Below are 20,579 nucleotides of genomic sequence, written 5' to 3' on the forward strand. Positions count from 1 at the left end.
CGCCATGGGGTGGGCGAGACCGTGAAAGCGGTGCGGAACGGGATCCGGTTCAACCGGAGCGGGTGATCCATGAAACTCCTTGGAAACAAAGCAACCGTGCTGCCGTTTGCGGTGGCCGCGGCAATGCTGGCCTTCGGGGCGCCGAAGGCTGAAGCGCAAGGGTTCTTCGACATGCTTTTCGGCGGCGGCGTCAAACACGCACCGCCGAAAGGTGACTTTCCGCCGCCACCGTCAAAATACAAGCCGAAGCCCAAGGCGCCGGCCGCTTCCGGTGGTGGTGCGCAAATCAGCAGCCCGTCCTATTATACCTACAAGAGCGATCCGCTGGTGCGCGTCGATTTTTCGGCACTGTCGGCAGCGCCTGAACCAGCAACGCCTCAGGACGCTGCTTTCGAGCCGGCGGCCACCGGGGCTGCATTCCGCGAAGCCATTGCCGGCCTCGACGGCTATGACCTCTACGCCGAGAAGGACATCGCCAAGGCGCTGATCGCCTATTACTCGGCCAATCCGGATTTCATCTGGGTGGCGGGAACCAGTCCCAGCAGCCGTGCCCAGGATGCCGTGCGGGTGCTGGGCGAGGCCGCGAGCTACGGCCTGACGCCCGCCGACTACACCGTCGAAGTTCCGGCAGCAGGCACATCGGCGGGCAATGTCGATGAACGCCTGAAAGAGCTGGTCCGCTTCGAGATGGCGCTGTCGGCGCGTGTCCTGCGCTACGCCCGTGACGCACAAAGCGGCCGCGTCGATCCCAACCGCATGACCGGCTACTACGATTTTCCGCCTAAGCCGCTCGACATGGAAGGGGTGCTGAAGACGCTGGCCCATACCCAGCAAGTGCGCACTTATCTCGAGTCACGGCATCCACAGAATTCCGAGTATCAGGCGCTGCGCGTCGAACTGGAAGCGCTCCAGGCCAGCGCCGAAGACGAAATCACCATCGATCCCGATCTGCTGTTGAAGCCGGGGCAGACAAGCCCCGAGCTGCCGAAGCTTTTGACAAAGATCGCGCGCAATCTCGATGACGAGATGGGCGGCGCCTATGGCGAGGTCCTGGCGAGGCTCGCTACCAGCGAGGTCTACGATCCGGAGCTGGTGCCGGTGATCAAGGCGGTGCAGAAACGGGCCGGCATGAAAGGCGACGGCGTCATCGGCCCGCGTACCGTTGCATCGTTGGCCGGAACGTCCAAGGCCGACAAAGTTCAGAAGGTTCGGGTTGCGCTCGAAGAGTTGCGCTGGTTGCCTTCCGACCTTGGCAGCCCGCGCGTCTTCATCAACCAGCCGGCTTTCACCGCGAGCTATATCGATGATGGCGAGGAGAAGCTGAAGACCCGCGCCGTGGTTGGCAGGCCCACCAACCAGACTGCTTTCTTCTATGACCAGATAGAGCAGGTCGACTTCCATCCCTATTGGGGCGTGCCGCAATCGATCCTGGTCAACGAGATGCTGCCGCGGCTGCGCCGGGATCCTGGCTATCTCGACCGCGCCGGCTACGAGGTGGTCGATGCCCGCGGCAAGCGCATTCCCTCGTCCTCGGTCAATTGGGGCGCCTACGGCGCAAAGATACCCTACGGCGTGCGCCAGCTGCCGAGCGAGGCCAATGCGCTGGGCGAGCTGAAGATACTGTTCCCCAACAAGCATGCAATCTACATGCACGATACGCCGCAGAAGTCGTTTTTCCAGCGCGACATGCGTGCGCTCAGCCATGGCTGCGTTCGCTTGCAGGATCCGCGCGGCATGGCCGCTGCCGTGCTCGGCACCTCGGTCGACTACATCGAGGACAAACTGAAACACGGACATTCGACCGAGGACGTGACACGCAAGATCCCGGTCTATGTCGCCTATTTCACCGCGTGGCCGGACCTGTCCGGCAAGGTCGAATATTTCAACGACGTCTACGGCCGCGATACAAGGCTGCAGCAGGCGCTCGACAGCACGGAAGCGGTGCGTTCGCCGGCAAGCTGACGAATGCGGTTCTAGCGCTGAAACAGTGGGCGCCGGAAACCGGCATCGCGTCCGGCGATGAGCCAATAGACCAGGCCCGCGACAATGCCTGCGGCGGCAATGATGCCGATATCGGCCCAGCGCTCCGGGTTCGTCTCATCCGGTACACTGGGCCAGATCAAGGCGAAGCCGCCAACAGCGGCCGCCGCGCCGAAGACCATGTGCAGCCAAAAACAGCGCAGCGAGAAAAACTCGGCAATCAGTGCGAAGATCAGCGTCTGCAGGCCGGTCAGCACGATCGTCAGAAAATAGATGAACATGCCGAGCGGCGGCAACAGCAGCACCGCAACGGGGGTGACACCCATGACGTCGAAATAATTCGGCGCATTTGGCAGCGAACTCAGCCCGCCATAGATCGCCGCCACCGCGATCAGCCCAACCAGTACCGCTATGAAATAACCCGCGAGCATCATCAGAAAGCGTTTCAATACGTGCTTTACCGTCGCCATGCCCACCCCCGCGCGCAATGATAGCACCCAGTCAGCCATCAAAGTCATGTCTACGCAAGCGTGTGCCGAAGGCCGGGGGCCTTGGAGGCGCGCCATTTTTTAGAATCTGGACCGTTGGCGGCCAGCTTCATTTCGGCGCGGCTGTCACCGGATCGTAGGTGATTTCGACTTTCGCCTTGTCGCTCGTGTAATAAATGACGGTGTAGCCATCGCTGTCCCAATCGATTTCCTTGATGTAGCGGAAGTCGTCGCGCTGCTCGACCTTGGCGATGATTTCCGACAGCTTCTTGGCATTCTGCGGCGGCACCGGATTTTCGTCCGCGGCAAAGGCCGAACCGCCGACAAGCAGCACGGCGGCCGCCAAAACAAGTCTGGACATGGCTTTCCCTCACATCTCGATCAGCAGAAACTCACGTCCATGCAGGTTTGTTCCGGGATCGCGGAGGGTTGCGCTACAAGGAGGCGCCGTCCGTACCTGATTTATGGCTGCCGAAAGAACACGGCGACTGCTTAAAATCATGATGCGTCGCCTCAACATCGCGGCCATAATACTGCCGGTGGTCATTCGGGGGTCTACATGCAAATGCGTCATGCCATCATATTTGTACTTTTCATACTTTCCATCTCGGCCGTTTCGATGCCCGTGCAGAAGGCCGAGGCGCTGGAACCTGAACGCTATACGGTCTATTGCGCCGACGACCGTATCGAGGTTTCGTTCTGGGATATCGAGCAGATGAAGGTGCGGGCCGGCTCCAACGTTTGCCAGTTCCAGAGCTATACGAGCTACAGCAGCGCCTTGAATTTCGCCCAAAAGAATTTTGGCGGCGAGGGCGCTACCTGCAGCTGCTAGCCGTTCTGGCTTGGAATTGATTCAGGAAAGCAAATGGTGGGCGATGCAGGGATTGAACCTGCGACCCCACCCGTGTGAAGGGTGTGCTCTCCCGCTGAGCTAATCGCCCGCTCGTTGCCCGAAGGCCAAGCGCGCCGCGATATAAGGGAGGCCGGCCTGCTAAGTCAACCACTTGTCGGTCGGCATTTGGCGGTCCGCCCGATGGGCGGCTTTCAGCCTTCTGCCGCGGCCATCAGTCTTTGTGCCAGATCGAGCGTCAGCGAATCGAAATGCGAGATTACCGCCGACGGCTCGAACTCTCGCACATGACGATCGGTGTAGCCGAAATCGACTGCCACCACCGGAATCCCGGCGGCTTTCGCCGTGTCGATGTCGGTCTGCGAATCACCGACCATCAGTGCACGGTGCGGGTCGCCGCCGGCGCGCGCGATGGTCTGCGTGAGATGGCGCGGGTCGGGCTTGCGGAACGGAAAACTATCCTGACCGCAGATCGCCGCGAAATGCCTGGTCATACCGAGCGCCTCGATCAGCGCCACCGAATTGGCCTCGTATTTATTGGTGCAGATGGCCAGCAGGTAACCGGCCGCCTCGAACCGCGCGATCGCCTCGGGGACGCCGGGATAGGGGCGCGATTTGCCGGGGATGTTAACGGTGTAATGGTCCAGAAACAGCTTGAGCAGGCGATCGTGCTCCTCCACTGCCAGCGACCTGTGCTGCGCTGCGTGGGCGCGCTCGATCATCACCCGGCCGCCATGGCCGACGAAGCGCCTGAAGCCGGCTTCGTCGACGGCCGCGAGCTGGCTGGCGGCAAGGCTGTGGTTGAGACTGTCGAGCAGGTCCGGCGCCGTGTCGATCAGCGTCCCGTCGAGGTCGAACACGATGATCGGTCGGGTCATGGCCTGTCCTGTGACGATTTGATTGCCGGCAGGCGATAACCGCTACGGCCCGTTCAGGCAAGACGGCTTATCCACCGCGGGCAAGGTCCTTTGACCAGCCCGGCAAAAATGCTACGAGCGCCGAAACAAATCTCGGGACCCGGCATGGATGCGAGGCAATTGAAGGTTGAGGCCGCGCGGGCAGCGCTTGCCCATGTCACGGATGGCATGCGGCTCGGCATCGGCACCGGCACGACGGCGGACGAGTTCGTGCGGCTGCTCGCAGACAAGGTCGCCACCGGCCTGACTGTCATCGGCGTGCCGACCTCTGAGCGCACCGCCGTCCTTTGCACCGAGCTTGGTGTGCCGCTGTCCACCCTCGAGCAAACCCCCGAGCTCGACCTCACCATCGACGGCGCCGACGAGATCGATCCGGCGCTGACGTTGGTCAAGGGCGGCGGCGGTGCGCTGCTGCGCGAAAAGATCGTCGCGGCGGCCTCCGCCCGCATGATCGTCATCGCCGACAGCTCCAAGATGGTCGAGATGATCGGCCGTTTTCCGCTGCCCATCGAAGTCAACCGGTTTGGCCTGCGCGCCACCGAAATTGCGGTCGGCGCGGCGGCTGCAAACCTTGGCCTTTCCGGCCCTGTTACATTGAGGATGACGGGGAGCCAGCCATTTGTTACAGACGGCGGCCATTTTATCCTCGATGCATCTTTTGGCCGCATTCCGGATACAAGAGCGCTTTCGAATGCTCTCCACGCCATTCCGGGCGTGGTCGAGCATGGTCTTTTCATCGGGCTGGCATCAACGGCCATCATAGCCGGCGGCGACGGCATTCAAACCGTCCATGCCGCCCGAAAATCAGGGAGTTTTACCGATCATGATGTTGCATAACCGGGTTGGCCGCTTTTTTGCCATTCTGGCGGCCTCGGCCGTTTTCGCGTTTTCGTCGCCTGCGTTTTCGCAGGACGTCACCGATGCGCATTTGAAGGCGGCGCGCGCCGCCGTCGCGGCGATCCATGCGACGGATACGTTCGACAGCATCCTGCCGCAAGCAGCCGCGGCACTGGAGCAGCAGCTGATCCAGAAGAACCCGGACATGCAGGAACTGATCGCCAAGACGATCAACGAGAAGGCGATGGCCTTGGCATCGCGCCGCGCCGACCTGGAAAAGGAAGCGGCGCTCGCCTATGCAAAGGTGTTCTCGGAAAAGGAACTCAATGAAATTGCCGCCTTCTACAATTCCGATTCCGGCAAGAAGCTGCTCGACAACGGCCCGATCGTGACGCGCGAACTGGTGAAGGCTGCCGAGATCTGGCAGAACGGCCTGGCTCGCGATCTCGCCCAGCAGGTCGGCGAGACCCTGGGTGCGGCGGCGAATGCCAAGGCGCCGGCTGCACCTGCCGACGGTACCGCTCCGGCCGATGGCGCAGCTCCCGCGGACGCTACACCGAATTGATTGCGGACTTCCGAGCCGCCTGACCGCCACTGGACCAAAAGCCCGGCAAGTCCGGGCTTTTCTTTTGATAGTCGGCAGCCTACCTGTCTCGGGGTTTGAGGGGCAAGGAGTTCAGCCATGGCCGGTTACGACTACGATCTTTTCGTCATCGGCGGCGGCTCCGGCGGGGTGAGGGCGGCGCGCGTCGCGGCCGCACTCGGCAAGCGGGTCGGCATCGCCGAGGAATACCGCTATGGCGGCACATGCGTGATCCGTGGCTGCGTGCCGAAGAAGCTCTACGTCTACGCCTCGCAATTCCCCGAGCATTTCGCCGACGCCGCCGGTTATGGCTGGACGGTGCCTGAGGCGCGTTTCGACTGGCAGACGCTGGTCGCCAACAAGGACCGCGAAATCAGCCGGCTGGAGGCCATCTACAAGAAGAACGTGCAGGGCGCCGGCGGCGAGGTCTTTCATTCGCGCGCCACCCTGGTCGATCGGCATGTGGTGCATCTTCTTGGTGAGGATCGCACCGTTACCGCCGACCAGATCCTGATCGCTACCGGCGGGCGACCGGCGCCGCATCCGGCATTGCCCGGCCATGAGCACTGCATCTTTTCCAACGAGGCCTTCGACCTCAAGGAACTGCCGAAGGCAATCATGATCGAGGGCGGCGGCTATATCGCCGTCGAATTCGCCAACATCTTTCACGGCCTCGGCGTCGACACGACGCTGGTCTACCGCGGCAAGGAGATCCTCAGCCGTTTCGACATGGACCTCAGACGCATGCTGCACGACACGATGGAAAAGAAAGGGATAAAAATCCTCTGCCACGCCGTGTCCGAGTGGGTCAGGAAGCGGCCTGACGGCCGGCTCGACGCGCTTGTCACCGGTGGCACGGTGCTGACGGTCGACCAGGTCATGCTCGCCATCGGCCGCATTCCCAATACCGAGAACATGGGCCTGGAAGGCGTCGGCATCGAGATGACCAAAACCGGGGCAATCCACGTCGACGAATACTCCCGCACCAACATCGACAACGTCTGGGCAATCGGTGACGTCACCCATCGCGTGCAATTGACGCCGGTGGCAATCCACGAGGCGATGTGCTTCGTCGAGACCGCCTTCAAGGACAAGCCGACGGCGCCCGACCATGACACGATCGCTACCGCAGTCTTTTCGCAGCCCGAGATCGGTACGGTCGGTCTGTCGGAGGATGAGGCGGCAAAGCGCTTTTCGGATGTTGAAATCTACCGCGCCACCTTCCGGCCGATGCGGCACACACTTTCCGGCCGCGACGAAAAGATGCTGATGAAGCTGGTCGTCGACGGCGCCTCGAAAAAGGTCCTCGGCGCCCACATCCTCGGGCCGGATGCCGGCGAAATGGCGCAGCTTCTCGGCATACCGCTGAAGGCCGGCCTGACCAAGGATGATTTCGATCGCACCATGGCGGTGCATCCGACCGCCGCGGAAGAACTCGTCACCATGTACAAGCCGACTTACCGGGTGAGAGATGGTGAGCGCGTCTGACGCGACGACAACCCATCGCGGCAACGAAATTGCCGCGATGGAAGTGCGTGCGTTTTCTTACAGCAACGTTCCGCGCAGGATCACCAGCGCCACAGAAAAATAGATCACCAGCCCGGTGACGTCGACCAGCGTGGCGACGAACGGGGCCGATGCGCTGGCCGGGTCGAAGCCCATGCGCTTCAGGGCGAACGGCAGCATCGATCCAGACAGCGAGCCGAAGGTGACGATGCCAACCAGCGTGGCGCCGATCGTCATTGCGATCAGCGGCCAGTGCGGGCCGTAGTCGTAGAAGCCGAGATACTGCCAGAGCGCGATGCGGCAGACGCCGACCACGCCAAGGATCGAGCCAAGCACCAGGCCGGTGGGCAGCTCGCGCAGGGCCACCCGCCACCAGTCGCCAAGGCCGATCTCGCGCAGTGCCAGCGCCCGGATGACGAGCGAGGTCGCCTGCGAGCCGGAATTGCCGCCGGAGCTCATGATCAATGGAATAAATAGCGTCAGGACGATCGCCTTTTCCAGCTCGCCCTCGTAACTTTGCATCGCGTTGGCGGTCAGCATCTCGCTGATAAACAGCGCGCACAGCCAGCCGGCGCGTTTCTGGATCATCGCCAGAAAGCCCATCTTCATATAGGGCTCGTCGAGAGCCTCCATGCCGCCGAAACGATGCACATCCTCCGTCGTTTCCTCGATCATCGTGTCGATAATATCGTCGATGGTAACGATGCCGAGCAGTTTGCCGTTGTCCACGACCGGAACGGCGAGCAGATCATATTTCGAGATCAGCTGAGCAACCTTTTCACTGTCGGTCAGCGGTGAAACGGTGACAGGCGCACGATCCGGCGCGATTGCCATGATCAGCTCGTCGGGCCCGCCAGCGATCAGTCGACGCAGGCTGGTCGAGCGCAACAGGACATGCGTTTGCGGATCAACGATGTAGATCGCGTAGACGGTTTCGCGCGTCCGCTCCACCTTGCGGATATAATCCAGCGTGCGGGCTACGCTCCAGTCGGGCGGCACGCTGACATATTCGGTCGTCATGAGCGAGGCGGCGCTGCCCTCGGGGTAGCCGAGAATAGCAAGCAGCGTCGCGCGCAGCGGTGGCGCCAGGCCACCAAGCAGTTCGGAACGAGCCGGCTCGTTCAGATCGCGCAGTATGTCGGCGGCGCGGTCGACCGACATGGCGGCAAGCAGTCTGCCTGCCTTGATGCGGGGCAGCGCCTCGACCAGTTCGGATGCGCCGTCGAGTTCAGGCTGGTCGAAGATCTCGACCAGCCGCCCGAACGGCACTTCGCAAAGCAGCTCCGATGCCGTCTCGCGGGGCTCCTGGTTCAAGGCCTCGACGATGTCGGCGACGTGTTCGTTGGCAAGTACGCGAGCGATGGCGATGGCATCGCCGCCCGCGACGGGGGAAAACTCGTTCATGGCTCACTCCTTGCCGTCCGGCAGGACGTGAGCCTGTCAGGTCACGTCAAGCGGACGGCGGTTGCGTTCGACTGTGACTGTCGCCAGGCATGGCGCGGTGACCTTTCTGCTCGCGGGTTCGAGTTGAGATTCTGCAAGCCGGCGCAACATAGGAGCGCGCCTTGCCGAGTCAATCGCGAGAGCGGGTTAAAACGGCGGCAAACCGACTGGATCGCGAGACTGTGATCGGGCTACGTGGCAGGCTGGCTGGATGCCGGCAGTGGTGCCGCGGCTATCTCTGCTTCAGCCGGCGGGGAAAGCGCAGCCACTTGTCCTCGGCCGGCCGTGTCGGCTGCGTGAGGATGGTGGTGAGCTCTACCGGCAGACTCGGAACCAGCGGCTTCTTGGTAGCGACGCCGTCGGCGATCGCAACCACGCTGTGGTAGAATTCGGTGCCCGCGAGCGATCTCGGCGGCGTCGCCTCATGCATGATCGAGATCACGGTTGCATCAGGGCAATTGTCCTTGATCGCCTGGTGGAAGGCGATCCGTCCATCGGGGTCGAGCGCGCCGGTGGCTTCATCGAGGAACAGCAATCCCGGCTGCTGCAGCACGATGCGGGCGACAACCAGCTTCTGTTTCTGCCCACCCGAAAGAACCTGATCCCAGATCTTTCCTTCACGGCTCTCATCGGCCAAATGCTCGATGAAATCGCCGAGGCCGGCCTTGTGCAAGGCGGATGCGACCTGCAGGTCGGCGTAATCATGCTCGGAACCGGGCAGGCAGACCAGTTGCTTCAACGAAACCTGCTGCAGCTTCACCTCCTGGGCGGCGTAGAAACTCCTGACCCCTTCCGGGAAGACGATGGTGCCGCGGCCATAAGGCCACAGGCCGTTGATCGCCTTGACGAGCGAGGTCTTGCCGCAACCGGATTCGCCCTTGAGGAAAGTCCACTCGCCACGCCGGAAGCGCAAGTTCGCGGCACTCAGGAAGGGCGTTGCGTCCTCGCCCTGATGCGCCAGTTCGAGCTTCTGGATGGTCAGTCCGAAGACCGGGTTTTGGCGGTCGTAGCGGAAGTCGGAGCGGCCGGTCTGCTGATAGAATTCCTGCGGGTGCTGGACGTTTTCGATCGCCTGCGCCAATTCAATGACGCGCAAGCTGTTGGCGCGCAAGGTGGCAAGACTTGGCATGACATGGATGAACCACGAACATTTGCTGATCAGCGCGTTGACCTGTTCGGAACCTGTTATGTAACCCCTGAGGTCGAGGCCGTTATGGATAAACGGCACAAGGCCAGGCCCGAAGGCGACAATTTTGGCACCGACAAAGTTATAGACCGATTCGAATCCCGAATAGATGGTGTTGACGATGTTGAACTTCGACCAAGTCCTATCGATGTCGAGATAGAGCCGGCTATGTATCGTCTTCTGCACGACTTCGCCTTGCGAGGCCGCCACATGAAAGCTGCGGCGCAATAACGTGATCAGTTCGCCCCGATAGCTGCCTTCAGCCTTCTGCATCCTGATGTTGAGCCACTCCAGCATTCCGCCGATTTTGACTGCGATCCAGGTGTTGAACGGCACGTAGAGAGCGACCGCCAGCAGAGCAAGCACGACACTCCCGTAGCTGCCGAGGAACTCGAGTCCTTTTACCTCCACAGAATTTGCCAACAAAGCTCCACCGACAAAGTAGAGCGAGGTAAAGACACTGAATACTCCCATGGCAAGCCCAATAGCGCCGCCTGTCATGTCCTTGATCGATTCCTGCACGCGCTGGTCGATGTTGTCGGGCGCTGCCGTGCCGGACGAGCCATGCTGGGCGTGGTAGTGTGAATGGTTGGGGTCGAGTAGCGCCGCATTGAAGCGGCTATCTAGCCAGCCGCGCCATTTGCGATGCAATGTCGCCGATACAAACTTGCATGTACTGGTAATGCCCATGTCCTTGAGCACGACCAGCAGCACGAGCAGGCCGGCATTGGTCAGCAACGTTTTGAGCGGCGTGGTATTCGCGGCGTCGTGAAAAAAAGCGATTGAGGTATATAGTTCAGCCGCCGCCACGGTAAACCAGACGTCGGCTTTGCTGGAGAGCCCTGTCAGCAAGCCTATTACCAAGGTGAGCGTCCAGGCTTCGACCCACTTGTCCGAGAACCAGTAGGCCCGCATCAGTCCCCAGAAGCTGCGCATCGACGATACGGGCGTCAGGGGCGACTGCCTTGCGGCACCGCGGAGCCATTTTTCCGATATTGAATGTCGCGTTGGTCTATCGACCCGAATCACTATCCCGCCCAAACGATTTTTCTTTTGTTACGGACAGTAACACCAATTGATCATTTTCCATTAGCTTTTCACCAGTCGCAGGTGGCTTAGCTTGCCGGCCGTTGCAGTGGAGCAACAGAATGAATGATCATGGCGCTATGCCGTCATGCTTCGAGGGGCGGAATACCAACGCAATTTCAAATAGTTACTTGCCTGAGCCGGAGCAAGCAGTGACCTTCCCTAAGGGAAGGTCTTCACACAGCTTTGTGAACATAGAAGCGCCGTCCAGCGGTCGATCTTCACAGCCTGAACCGCCTTCACGGTCAGCTCCGACCTCGTCGGCGACCAGAAAGTGACCGTATGATTCGTGGTTGAAGTCGCAATGTCAGGAACCCGTAATCTGCCAAGCAATGACTTCGCTGGCACTGTCCAGGATGCGGACCAACATCCATTAGACCGTGCTTTATTAGAGTACGAACAAAACTGCGTTTGACAATGATGCGCTGCGGATCGAACCTGCCGGACGCATCCAGGTTTGAACCGGGGGGAAGTTCGCCATGCTTGCACGGACATTGTTTGTGGCGATGCTCGCGATGTTTGCCTGGCTGCCGCAAACATAGGCCGGCAGCCGGACCGTTCCCGCAAACGCCGAGGGACAGATCGAGTTCAACACGCCGTCCGGCAATATTGGCTGCATCTACACGCCGAACGGCGGCACCAGCACCTACGAGCCGCAGGATGGCGGACCGGAGTTGAGCTGTTCGCGCGTCGAGCCCAGCTACGTCACCGTCATCCTCGGCCCGAAAGGTCCGGCGACGCTGATCAAGAATCCGGGCGAGCAAGGCGGCGACGTCACCAGGCTGGCGTACGGCAACAGCTGGAGCAAGGGGCCGTTTTCCTGCCAGTCATCCACCAAGGGATTGACCTGCACCGGCATGCATGGCCATGGCTTTTTCGTCAGCAAGGCCAAGGTGACGGTGAAATAGGAAATAGTCCGACTCAGTTCGCCGTCTCCAGTTCGCCGCGTGCCTTGGCCGCGGCGACCTGGCGGAGTGCATCGGCGAGCGTATCGGCGTCCTGGGCGCCCATCACCGCATATTTGCCTTCAAGCAGAAAGCACGGCACACCCGATATGCCCATGCGCGAAGCGGTGGCGATTTCGGTGCGCACCGCCTCTACATCGGCGTCGGTCGGCAGAAGCGTTTCGACCACGGACGCATCCATGCCGGCCTCGCGGGCGGCTTCGATCAGCACGGCATGATCGCCGAGATTGGCGCCTTCCTCGAAATTCAGCTGGAACAGCCGGCGCACCAGCCGGTTCTGAATGGCCTCGCCGGCCGTGCCGGCCCAGCGAATGAGACGGTGCGCATCCAGCGTATTGGGCGCGACCTTGATGGCGTCGAAGGCGAAGGCGATGCCTTCAGCCTCGCCCAGCGGCTCGATCCGGGCATGGATTTCGCGGATGCGTTGCTCGCTGCCGAATTTCGCCACCATATAGTCGCGGCGGTTCTTGCCTTCGGGCGGGATTGTCGGGTCGAGTTGGAAGGGCCGCCAGCGTATGTGAACGTCGATATCGACGGCGGCAATCGCCTTGTCGAGCCGTTTCTGGCCAATAAAGCACCAGGGGCACACGACGTCGGAGACCACATCGACGGTAATCGAGTTCTCGTCGTTCATCTTGATCTCCTGTTGTGAAGAGGTCACTTCGGTTTGCGCCACCAGGTCGGCAACTGATAACCGTATATGGGCGTCTTTTGCGGATGTTCCAGATAGTTCCAATAAGCGAGCCATTGCTGGTTGTTGTGCTGCGTCGGCACCATGTAGTTGCCGGAGATCAGCAGCCGGTCGAGAACGCGGACGGCCGCTACATAGTCCTCCTTCGAACGAGCTCTCAGCATCGCCTCGATCGCCGCATCCACCGCCGGATCGGCGACGCCGGCGAGGTTGAACGATCCTTCGGCCTTGGCAGCAGCGGATCCCCAGCGCCCGGTTTGCTCGATACCGGGCGACAGCGAGTTGTTGAAACCGGTCGAGCCGACCAGCACCTCGAAATCGAAACGCTGCTTGCGCGACTGGATCTGATCTCCGTCGAGGCTGCGGATGCCGACATCGATGCCGAGCTTCTCAAGGGTGCGCTGATAGATAGCGGCAAGTCGCTCTTCGTCCTGCGAGGCGGTCAGGATCTCGAAACCGAACGGCTTTCCCTCGGCATCGACCATCGCGCCGTCCCGCACCGCATAGCCCGCGCTCTTCAGCAGCTCGAATGCCGCCTTCAGCACCTTGCGGTCCTGGCCGGAGCCGTCGGTAACGGGCGGCCTGTAGGTGCCGTCCATGACATCTGCGGGCACGCGGCCGGGGTAGGGGGCCAGCAGGGCCTTTTCCTTTTCGCTGGCCGGGTGGCCGAGCGCGGACAGCTCGGAATTCTGCCAAAAGCTCATCGTGCGCGCGTATTTGCCGCCGAACAGATTCTTGTTGGCCCATTCGAAATCGTAGAGCATGCCGAGCGCGCGCCGCACGACCGGATTGGAAAATTTCGGCAGCCGCGTGTTGAACAGGAAACCGTTGACCACCGGCGGAATGCCGGTATCGAAAGTTTCGGCGATGACCTCGCCCCTGTGGAAAGCCGGAAAATCGAGATCGCGCTCGCGTTTGACCGGGTCGCTGTCGTCGTCGATGGCGCAGATGCCTTTCTTGAACGCTTCCTGCTTGGCGTTGGCGTTGAGGAAATATTCGATGGTGATCTGGTCGTAATTGTCGAAGCCGCGCTTGGACGGCACGTCCTTGCCCCAATAGTCCGGATTGCGCTTGAACACGATGCGCTGACCGGGCACGACTTGCGCCACCGTGTAAGGCCCGCTGCCGATCACCGGCTTTAGCGTCGTCCTGTCGAAGGTGTCCTTGTTGAAGGCGTGTTTCGGGATGATCGGCGTCAGCGCAATGATCAGCGGAAATTCGCGGTCGGCCTTGTCGTTGAAGGTGAAACGCACACTGCGGTCGCCGGTCTTTTCGAGCTTGGCAATCGCTTTCATTCGTAGGCTGTAAGGTGGGCGGCCCTTCTCGGTGAAGACGTCATAGGTAAACAACACGTCTTCCGGCGTCACCGGCTCGCCGTCCGACCATTTGGCCCTGGGATCGAGGTGGAATTCGATGCTCTTGCGCTCGGGGTCCATGTCGGCGGTATCGGCGAGCAGGCCGTAGAGACTGAAGGCCTCGTCGTAGTTGCGCTGCATCAGGGGCTCAAAGACGAGATTGCCATAGGCTTGATCCATCATGCCACGCGCGGTGGTGCGCAGACTTCTCAGGATGAACGGATTGAGATTGTCGATGCTGCCGACGACGCAATAGGTAATGCTGCCGCCTTTCGGCGCGTCGGGATTGACGTAGTTGAAATGATCATAGTCGGCCGGCAGCGCCGGCTCGCCCTGCATGGCAAGCGCGTGGACCGGTTCCGACACGGCCGGCTGCAGGGAAAGGCCGACAAACAAGATTGCGGCGATCAGCCAAACGACAACGCGGCCCATGACCGTCTCCTTCCCGATTCGATGCGCAGCATACATGAGCCGGTCGTGCACCGGCCAACCCCTTGAGCCTATCCCTTGGCCAAGATTCGCGAGACCCGGGCTGGATTCGGCACCGCTTGCAGTGTAACACGCCGTCCGAAGTCATTCTGTTGCCTCATTTCGGCAACAGGTAGCTGGACCACACGGCATGAAAAAAGCCGGTTCCGGGATCATTTGAGAGGAATGCACGACATGACGAGCCTGAACAGCAACGCGTACCGCCTGTCGGTCATGGCCGCTGGCGTGGTCGGCATTCTGGGCGCCGGGATTCCCGCTGCTTCCGCGCAGCAGCAACAGCAGATTCCGCAAGGCTGGTTCAAGGCCTGCACCAAGCAGGAAGACGTCGACATCTGCAATGTCCAGAACATCACCACCGCCGGCAACGGCCAGCTCATCACTGGCGTCAGCCTGATCGAATTGAAGGGCAAGGTGAACCGCAAGGTGTTCCAGGTGACGGTTCCGACCGGCCGTCTCGTTCCTCCCGGCATCGGCCTCCAGATCGACGGCGGCAAGGCGCAGAAGCTCGACTATGTGATCTGTTTTCCGGATCGCTGCGTGGCGGAAGTGCCGCTGAGCGATCAGCTTGTCGCATCCTTCAAGAAGGGATCGGCGCTGACGCTCACCTCGGTCAATTTCCAGAACCAGCCGAACCCGATCAAGATTGCGCTGACCGGCTTCAGCGGCGCCTTCGACGGCCCGCCGCTGCAGCAGTCGGATATCGAGGACCGGCAGAAAAAGCTCCAGGAGTTCGTCGCCAAGAACAATCAGGACTTTGCCAAGAAGCTCAAGGAAGAGCAGGAAAAGGCGAAGGCCGCCAACTGATCGACGGGTTTCGGACGAATAAAAAAGCGGGTTCATGCCCCGCTTTTTTCGTTTGGACCGGCTGTTTGTCGGGTCCAGCCATGTCTCAGGCCAGCCAGATTCCGACTAAGTCAATGTCTCAATTGGTGCTTCGGCTCGTAGCGCCCGTCCGGCTTCTTGTCGAACATTTCACCAATCTGCGGATGCCGGACCGGTTCGCCCGACCGGTCCTCGAGTAAATTCTGCTCGGACACATAGGCGATGTATTCCGTTTCGGAATTCTCGGCGAGCAGATGATAGAAAGGCTGGTCCTTGCGCGGCCGCACGTCAGCGGGGATCGCCTCGTACCATTCGTCAGTATTGGCGAATTGCGGATCGACGTCGAAAATGACGCCGCGGAACGGAAACAGCCGGTGCCGAACCACCTGTCCGATCGAGAATTTGGCTGTCTTCATCGCACTCACCACTTGAACTTCTTGAACGCCACGCATCTCGGAACACGCAAGGAACGCTCCAGGACTTTAGATTCTTACGCACCGGTCCGGCAAAGATTGGCCCAGACCTTAAGGTCGACATCGTCATTATTTGGCGCAGACGCCGCGTCAATTCAATCCCGATCCCCTTGATGCCGGGTTGAGCATCGCGAGATGCGGATCAAGGGCGGTGGCCAAGATCGCTATCGCTCAGCCGGTTTTCGCAATCCGCCAAAAAACGCCGCAAAACCGCTGCCGGGTCGAAGACCCTCGCGCATGAAAAACGCCCGTAACGGCGCAAACCGCTCAAGCGCGCCAAGGCCAGCGCTGCGCACCATCTGAGCCGGCAGCATGTCGGAAAGCAACGACATGTTGAGCAGGTTGACCGCGCTGCTGCGCGCCAGAATGTCCGGCCGCCGCTTGAAATCATAGGCTGCAAGCGCCTTGGGGGCGCCCGGGTCCGAGCGGTTTCTGCTTGCGGCACCAATCAGGTCGTCGATGTCCCGGATGCCGAGATTGAGGCCTTGCGCGCCAATTGGGGGAAACACGTGGGCGGCTTCACCGACAAGTGCCACGCGGCGATGCGCAAACCGCCACGGGCTCACCGCTGAAAGTGGGTAGACCTGCCGGCCGGGCTCAACCGACACGCGGCCCAACATCGATTGCATTCGCTGTTCGACCCGCGTCGAAAGCTCGGCGTCGTCGAGTGCTGCAAGGTCCTTGGCGATATCGGGTTCGAGCACCCAGACAAGGCTGGACCGGTTGCCGGGCAGGGGAACCTGTGTGAACGGACCGGTCTCGGTGTGGAATTCGGTCGAGGTGAAGGCATGGTCGCTGCGGTGACCGAAATTGAGCACCAACGCCGCCTGCGGATAGGATCGGATCGAGGTCCGGATGCCGGCTGCCTCGCGGGCCGGCGACTGACGGCCATCGGCGGCAACTGCCAACGATGCCTCAACCTCGCTGCCGTCGGCGAGAACGGCATGGGCATGGTCGGCATCGAGGCGCCATGCCTCCACCATCGACTTTCGCCATTCGATGCCCGAATGCGCGACAGCCTCCGCTAGCATGCGGTTGAGAACGCTGTTGGGCAAGTTCAGCCCGAATTGCTCTTCGTTGATCTCGCTGGCGCGAAAGGTCACTGTCGGGCTGCGGATCAGCCGGTTGGTTGCGTCAACGATACGCATCACCTTGAGCGGCGCTGCGTGCGGCCTGATTCCGTCGAAGATCCCTAGCCGTTCGAACATCTTCAGGGCAGGGTTCATCAAGGCTGTCGTCCGGCCGTCGGGGCCGGCTGCATCGGGTCCGACGAGCGTCACGGGAAAACCCGCCTCGGCAAAGCCAAGCGCCGCGATCAGCCCCGCAGGGCCGCTGCCGGCGACCAGTATCCGTGCTGTTTCCCGATGGTTCAAATTCGGCTTCCGGATTGCGAGGTGAGGCCCGTCCGACCTGCTGGTCCATATAGGTCAGGTGATGCAGCTTGATCAACGCGGCGATTCGGCCCATTCGGTTGCCATGACCGGCCAACAAGACGATTTCAGCCACCTCGACGGCACCGGCCGCGCGATGGCGAGCGTTGCGCGCAGCCCTCGACTGACGGTGGGCGTCGTTGCCGGCATGGGCATCGCCCTTGCCTGGCTCCTTCTCGGCGCAATGGCAGTTCGGGGGGCGGTGAGCCGGCTCCCGGGCGCCGATGTACCCGGCGACGCCGTGCTGGAATACCTGCCGCAACTGCCGCTGCCGGATTTCCTTGCGCGTTTCTTCGCCCTTTGTCTGGCGCCGGCGCCGCTTCGCGCAAGCGTAGGCGCGCAAGGCGGGGCACTCACCGCGATGTGGCTGTTGATGGCCATCGCGACCATGCTGCCCTCCGCGGCGCCGATGATCCGCACCTATTGCGAGATCGCAGATACCGCCCGGATCAAGGGGGAACCCGTTGCCCATCCGCTGATCCTTGTCGCTGGATATTTGAGCGTCTGGCTTGCCGCCTCGGCAATATTCGCTGCCCTGACGCTCGCAGTCCATGCATTCGTGTCATCCGGGCAGATGCTCGATCCGCTGCTTGGAATTGCCGGAGCAGCCGCGCTGTCGATCGCCGGTCTCTATCAGTTCAGCTGGCTGAAGGAAGCCTGTCTGGAGAAGTGCAGAAATCCGTTCTCGGTCCTGTTCGCCAACTGGAGCGCCAGGCCCATTCGCATTTTCCGGCTCGGTATGGAGCAGGGCCTGTGGTGCCTTGGATGCTGCTGGGCGCTGATGCTGGTAATGTTTGCCGTCGGTGTGATGAACGTGTTCTGGATGGCGCTGATCGGCTTGTTTAGCCTGGTCGAAAAACAGACGGCAGGCAATCTGCCGACGCGGTTGGGCGGTGCGATACTGCTTGTCTGGGCAGCCGCGCTACTAGTAGTCTCGGCATGAGGGGGGAGAATTCGATGACAGATCAAAACTGGGCAATGAAGGGAGAGCTCATCCTTTCCTGCAATTGCACGGTTTTTTGCCCTTGCGTTCTGTCGCTCGGCAATCATCCGCCTACGGAAGGCTATTGCCAAACCTGGGCGGGGTTCCGGATCGATGCCGGCCATTTCGGCGAGGTCGACCTGTCCGGCCTCAATCTTGGGCTGGTCATGGAAATCCCCGGTTATATGAGCCGCGGCAACTGGACGGCGGGCCTGTTCATCGACAAGCGCGCCTCGGTTTACGCTATGAAGGGACTGACGAAGATATTCACCGGCAAGGCCGGTGGAACCACATCGCTGCTCTCCATCCTGGTCGGACAGTTCCTCGGTGCCGAGCAGGTGCCGATCACCTACGAGACGCGTGAGAAAACACGCATCTTTCAGATACCGAAGATCATCGATGGTGCGGTGACGCCAATCACCGGCAAGGATCGCGACAAGGATACGGTCATCAGCAATTCGGAATACTGGATTGCGCCGGAAATCATCGTCGCCAAATCCGACAAGAGCAAAATGCGGGCCTTTGGCCGCAACTGGAACTTTGCTGGCCGTTCGGCCGAAATCTGCAAGCTGGACTGGCGGGGCCCGTGAGCAAGAAGACGACGGCCAGGAAAATCGCCGACCGGATTCCGCGGCCGAAGAAGAAAGTCACATGGCCTCAGGCGCGGGCGTTCTCGGTCCATCTCTTGACCGCGTCGGGCTCATTCCTGGCGTTTCTGTCGCTGGTGGCAGCAAGCGAGCAGCGCTGGACGGCGATGTTCTGGTGGCTGGGGCTGGCGCTTTTCGTCGACGGCATCGACGGGCCGATCGCCAGGAAGCTCGATGTCAAGGAAATCCTGCCGACTTGGTCGGGCGAACTGCTCGACAACATCATCGACTACGTGACCTACGTGTTGATTCCGGCCTTTGCGCTCTATCAGCGCGGCTTCATGGGCGAGCGCCTGTCGTTCCTGTCGGCGGCGATCATCGTGGTGTCGAGCGCAATCTACTATGCCGATACCGGCATGAAGACGAAGGAGAATTTCTTCAAGGGCTTTCCGGTCGTCTGGAACATGGTGGTGTTCACGCTGTTCGTCATCGAGCCCGGACAATGGGTTTCTTTCGCCGTGGTCGTGGTGGCCGGCATTCTCACCTTCGTGCCGATCAATTTCATCCATCCGGTGCGGGTGAAGCGGCTGCGGCCAATCAATCTCGGTATGACGCTGCTTTGGTGCGCTTTCGGCGCGCTGGCGCTGGCGCAGGCCGCACTTGCCTCCTTCTACGACCAGATCGGCGTGCTGGGCGAGCAGGTCAGCGATTTCATCAAGATCGGGATTACGGTCACCGGGCTTTACCTCGCTTGCATCGGCGCTATCATGCAGTTCTTCCCAAATCTCGGCGCCAAGCCGGATAAGAAAGCCTGATCCCAAGAGAGCCAGAAAATGTCCAAAGCGATCCGCATCCATGCCCATGGCGGCCCGGAGGTCCTGACCTATGAGGATGCCGATCCCGGGCAGCCGGGCTCGGGACAGATCCTGGTCAAGCATACCGCGATCGGTCTCAATTTCATCGACGTCTATTATCGCTCTGGCCTTTATCCGCCGCAGGGCGGATTTCCGCTGATCCCTGGCGGCGAGGCGGCCGGCGTGGTCTTGGATGTCGGCTCGGATGTCGACTGGCTCAAACCCGGCGATCGCATCGCCTACGCCGTGACGACCGGCGCCTATGCCGGGCAGCGCGTGATCGCCGCCGACCGCGTGGTGAAGGTGCCGGACGGCATCAGCGACGAACAGGCCGCAGCCATGATGCTAAAGGGCATGACCGCCGAATATCTGTTGCGCCGTACATTCAAGGTGAAAGCCGGCGACACGATCCTGTTTCATGCGGCGGCGGGCGGTGTCGGGCTGATCCTCGGCCAATGGGCCCAGCATCTCGGCGCGACAGTGATCGGCACGGCGAGTTCCACCGACAAGATCGAGCTCGCCAAGGCGCATGGCTTCGACCACGTGATCAACTATCGCGAACAGGATTTCGTGGCCGGCGTTGCCGCTATCACCGGTGGCAAGAAATGCGACGTTGTCTACGATTCAGTCGGCAACGACACATTTCCAGCCTCGCTCGATTGCCTGCGGCCGCTCGGCACTTTCGTCAGCTTCGGTCAATCGTCTGGGCCGATCCCGCCCTTCAGCATCTCGTTGCTGGCGCAGAAGGGCTCGCTGTTCGCAACGCGGCCGACGCTGTTCGTCTATAATGCCAGGCGCGAAGACCTCGAGGTTTCCGCCGCCGCCTTGTTCGACGTGGTGCTAAGCGGCGCCGTCAAGATCAAGATCAACCAGCGTTACGCGCTCAGCGAGGCCGGCAAAGCGCATTCCGATCTCGAAGGGCGCCGGACCACCGGGACAACAATACTTATCCCTTAGGTGCCCGCCGTTTCGGGCCGCCGACGCCACCGTTCTTGCGAACTGCTTTTTACCGCTTGAGTTTCCGCTGAAATTCTTGAAGCTCTTTCAAGTCGTGA

At 61.1% G+C, this 20,579-nt stretch carries 20 protein-coding genes and 1 tRNA gene; 11 read left to right on the forward strand and 10 right to left on the reverse strand.

Annotated elements, in window-relative coordinates; genetic code table 11:
• The first annotated feature begins 69 nt into the window (after positions 1-69).
• Positions 70-1,962, forward strand: a complete 1,893-nt coding sequence (locus NKH67_RS22480) for a L,D-transpeptidase family protein (RefSeq protein ID WP_352502434.1) — start codon at positions 70-72, stop codon at positions 1,960-1,962.
• 11 nt (positions 1,963-1,973) lie between these two features.
• On the opposite strand, the gene NKH67_RS22485 is transcribed toward NKH67_RS22480, so the two are convergent.
• Both NKH67_RS22485 and NKH67_RS22490 read right to left on the reverse strand, forming a co-directional pair.
• Positions 1,974-2,450, reverse strand: a complete 477-nt coding sequence (locus NKH67_RS22485; RefSeq protein ID WP_352502448.1) for a hypothetical protein — start codon at positions 2,448-2,450, stop codon at positions 1,974-1,976.
• Positions 2,451-2,577: 127 nt separating this feature from the next.
• Entirely contained in the window at positions 2,578-2,829 is a 252-nt protein-coding gene (locus NKH67_RS22490; protein ID WP_023675031.1) for a PepSY domain-containing protein, read from the reverse strand.
• Positions 2,830-3,087: 258 nt separating this feature from the next.
• Between NKH67_RS22490 and NKH67_RS22495 the strand changes: the two genes are divergently transcribed.
• The gene (locus NKH67_RS22495) at positions 3,088-3,300 is read left to right on the forward strand and encodes a hypothetical protein (protein ID WP_023717618.1); all 213 of its coding nucleotides are present in this window, start codon (positions 3,088-3,090) and stop codon (positions 3,298-3,300) included.
• Positions 3,301-3,334: 34 nt separating this feature from the next.
• Here the strand turns inward: NKH67_RS22495 and NKH67_RS22500 are convergent.
• A tRNA-Val gene (locus NKH67_RS22500) sits at positions 3,335-3,409 on the reverse strand.
• A 103-nt stretch (positions 3,410-3,512) separates the two neighbouring features.
• Complete coding sequence (locus NKH67_RS22505; protein ID WP_352502435.1) at positions 3,513-4,196, reverse strand: phosphoglycolate phosphatase; 684 nt, start codon at positions 4,194-4,196, stop codon at positions 3,513-3,515.
• 144 nt (positions 4,197-4,340) lie between these two features.
• On the opposite strand from NKH67_RS22505, the gene rpiA reads away from it, so the two are divergent.
• From rpiA to gor, 3 genes are all read left to right on the forward strand, one after another.
• Entirely contained in the window at positions 4,341-5,072 is a 732-nt protein-coding gene (gene rpiA, locus NKH67_RS22510; RefSeq protein WP_023675034.1) for a ribose-5-phosphate isomerase RpiA, read from the forward strand.
• Positions 5,059-5,637 carry a DUF2059 domain-containing protein gene (locus NKH67_RS22515; RefSeq protein WP_352448901.1) on the forward strand — a complete coding sequence of 193 codons (579 nt, stop codon included), beginning with the start codon at positions 5,059-5,061 and terminating at the stop codon, positions 5,635-5,637. Before rpiA ends, NKH67_RS22515 begins: the two co-directional genes overlap by 14 nt.
• 117 nt (positions 5,638-5,754) lie before the next feature.
• Complete coding sequence (gor, locus tag NKH67_RS22520) at positions 5,755-7,143, forward strand: glutathione-disulfide reductase (RefSeq protein ID WP_352502436.1); 1,389 nt, start codon at positions 5,755-5,757, stop codon at positions 7,141-7,143.
• A gap of 57 nt (positions 7,144-7,200) precedes the next feature.
• Here gor and mgtE read toward each other — a convergent pair whose 3' ends face one another.
• Both mgtE and NKH67_RS22530 read right to left on the reverse strand, forming a co-directional pair.
• Positions 7,201-8,565, reverse strand: a complete 1,365-nt coding sequence (mgtE, locus tag NKH67_RS22525) for a magnesium transporter (protein WP_352502437.1) — start codon at positions 8,563-8,565, stop codon at positions 7,201-7,203.
• A 271-nt stretch (positions 8,566-8,836) separates the two neighbouring features.
• Positions 8,837-10,726, reverse strand: a complete 1,890-nt coding sequence (locus NKH67_RS22530) for an ABC transporter ATP-binding protein/permease (protein WP_352502438.1) — start codon at positions 10,724-10,726, stop codon at positions 8,837-8,839.
• Between the two features lie 824 nt (positions 10,727-11,550).
• Here NKH67_RS22530 and NKH67_RS22535 point away from each other — a divergent pair.
• On the forward strand, positions 11,551-11,784 hold the full coding sequence (locus NKH67_RS22535) for a hypothetical protein (protein ID WP_352502439.1): 234 nt from the start codon (positions 11,551-11,553) through the stop codon (positions 11,782-11,784).
• A 13-nt stretch (positions 11,785-11,797) separates the two neighbouring features.
• Here the strand turns inward: NKH67_RS22535 and NKH67_RS22540 are convergent, their stop codons facing one another.
• Positions 11,798-12,475, reverse strand: a complete 678-nt coding sequence (locus NKH67_RS22540) for a DsbA family oxidoreductase (RefSeq protein ID WP_352502440.1) — start codon at positions 12,473-12,475, stop codon at positions 11,798-11,800.
• Between the two features lie 23 nt (positions 12,476-12,498).
• Positions 12,499-14,319 carry an extracellular solute-binding protein gene (locus tag NKH67_RS22545; RefSeq protein WP_353031843.1) on the reverse strand — a complete coding sequence of 607 codons (1,821 nt, stop codon included), beginning with the start codon at positions 14,317-14,319 and terminating at the stop codon, positions 12,499-12,501.
• A gap of 231 nt (positions 14,320-14,550) precedes the next feature.
• On the opposite strand from NKH67_RS22545, the gene NKH67_RS22550 reads away from it, so the two are divergent.
• Entirely contained in the window at positions 14,551-15,180 is a 630-nt protein-coding gene (locus tag NKH67_RS22550) for an invasion associated locus B family protein (protein ID WP_352448908.1), read from the forward strand.
• A gap of 110 nt (positions 15,181-15,290) precedes the next feature.
• On the opposite strand, the gene hspQ is transcribed toward NKH67_RS22550, so the two are convergent.
• Together hspQ and NKH67_RS22560 are read right to left on the reverse strand one after the other, a co-directional pair.
• On the reverse strand, positions 15,291-15,614 hold the full coding sequence (hspQ, locus tag NKH67_RS22555; RefSeq protein ID WP_023675043.1) for a heat shock protein HspQ: 324 nt from the start codon (positions 15,612-15,614) through the stop codon (positions 15,291-15,293).
• Positions 15,615-15,835: 221 nt separating this feature from the next.
• A complete protein-coding gene (locus NKH67_RS22560) occupies positions 15,836-17,044 on the reverse strand; it encodes a UbiH/UbiF family hydroxylase (protein WP_352502442.1) in 1,209 nt (402 codons plus the stop codon).
• Between the two features lie 61 nt (positions 17,045-17,105).
• Here NKH67_RS22560 and NKH67_RS22565 point away from each other — a divergent pair, with 61 nt between their 5' ends.
• Genes NKH67_RS22565 through NKH67_RS22580 form a run of 4 tightly spaced genes read left to right on the forward strand, consistent with a single transcriptional unit; the run spans position 17,106 to position 20,481 of the window.
• Positions 17,106-18,044 (forward strand): DUF2182 domain-containing protein, encoded by a 939-nt coding sequence (locus tag NKH67_RS22565; protein ID WP_352502443.1) that lies wholly within the window; start codon positions 17,106-17,108, stop codon positions 18,042-18,044.
• Positions 18,045-18,058: 14 nt separating this feature from the next.
• Positions 18,059-18,673 (forward strand): DUF1326 domain-containing protein, encoded by a 615-nt coding sequence (locus tag NKH67_RS22570; protein WP_352502444.1) that lies wholly within the window; start codon positions 18,059-18,061, stop codon positions 18,671-18,673.
• Positions 18,674-18,708: 35 nt separating this feature from the next.
• Positions 18,709-19,485: a phosphatidylcholine synthase gene (gene pcsA / locus NKH67_RS22575; RefSeq protein WP_502893794.1), complete on the forward strand. Its 777-nt coding sequence runs from the start codon at positions 18,709-18,711 to the stop codon at positions 19,483-19,485.
• An 18-nt stretch (positions 19,486-19,503) separates the two neighbouring features.
• Positions 19,504-20,481 carry a quinone oxidoreductase family protein gene (locus NKH67_RS22580; protein WP_352502445.1) on the forward strand — a complete coding sequence of 326 codons (978 nt, stop codon included), beginning with the start codon at positions 19,504-19,506 and terminating at the stop codon, positions 20,479-20,481.
• The last annotated feature ends 98 nt before the right edge of the window (positions 20,482-20,579 follow it).

It is taken from the genome of Mesorhizobium sp. M0968 (assembly GCF_040319065.1).
Lineage (GTDB): Bacteria > Pseudomonadota > Alphaproteobacteria > Rhizobiales > Rhizobiaceae > Mesorhizobium.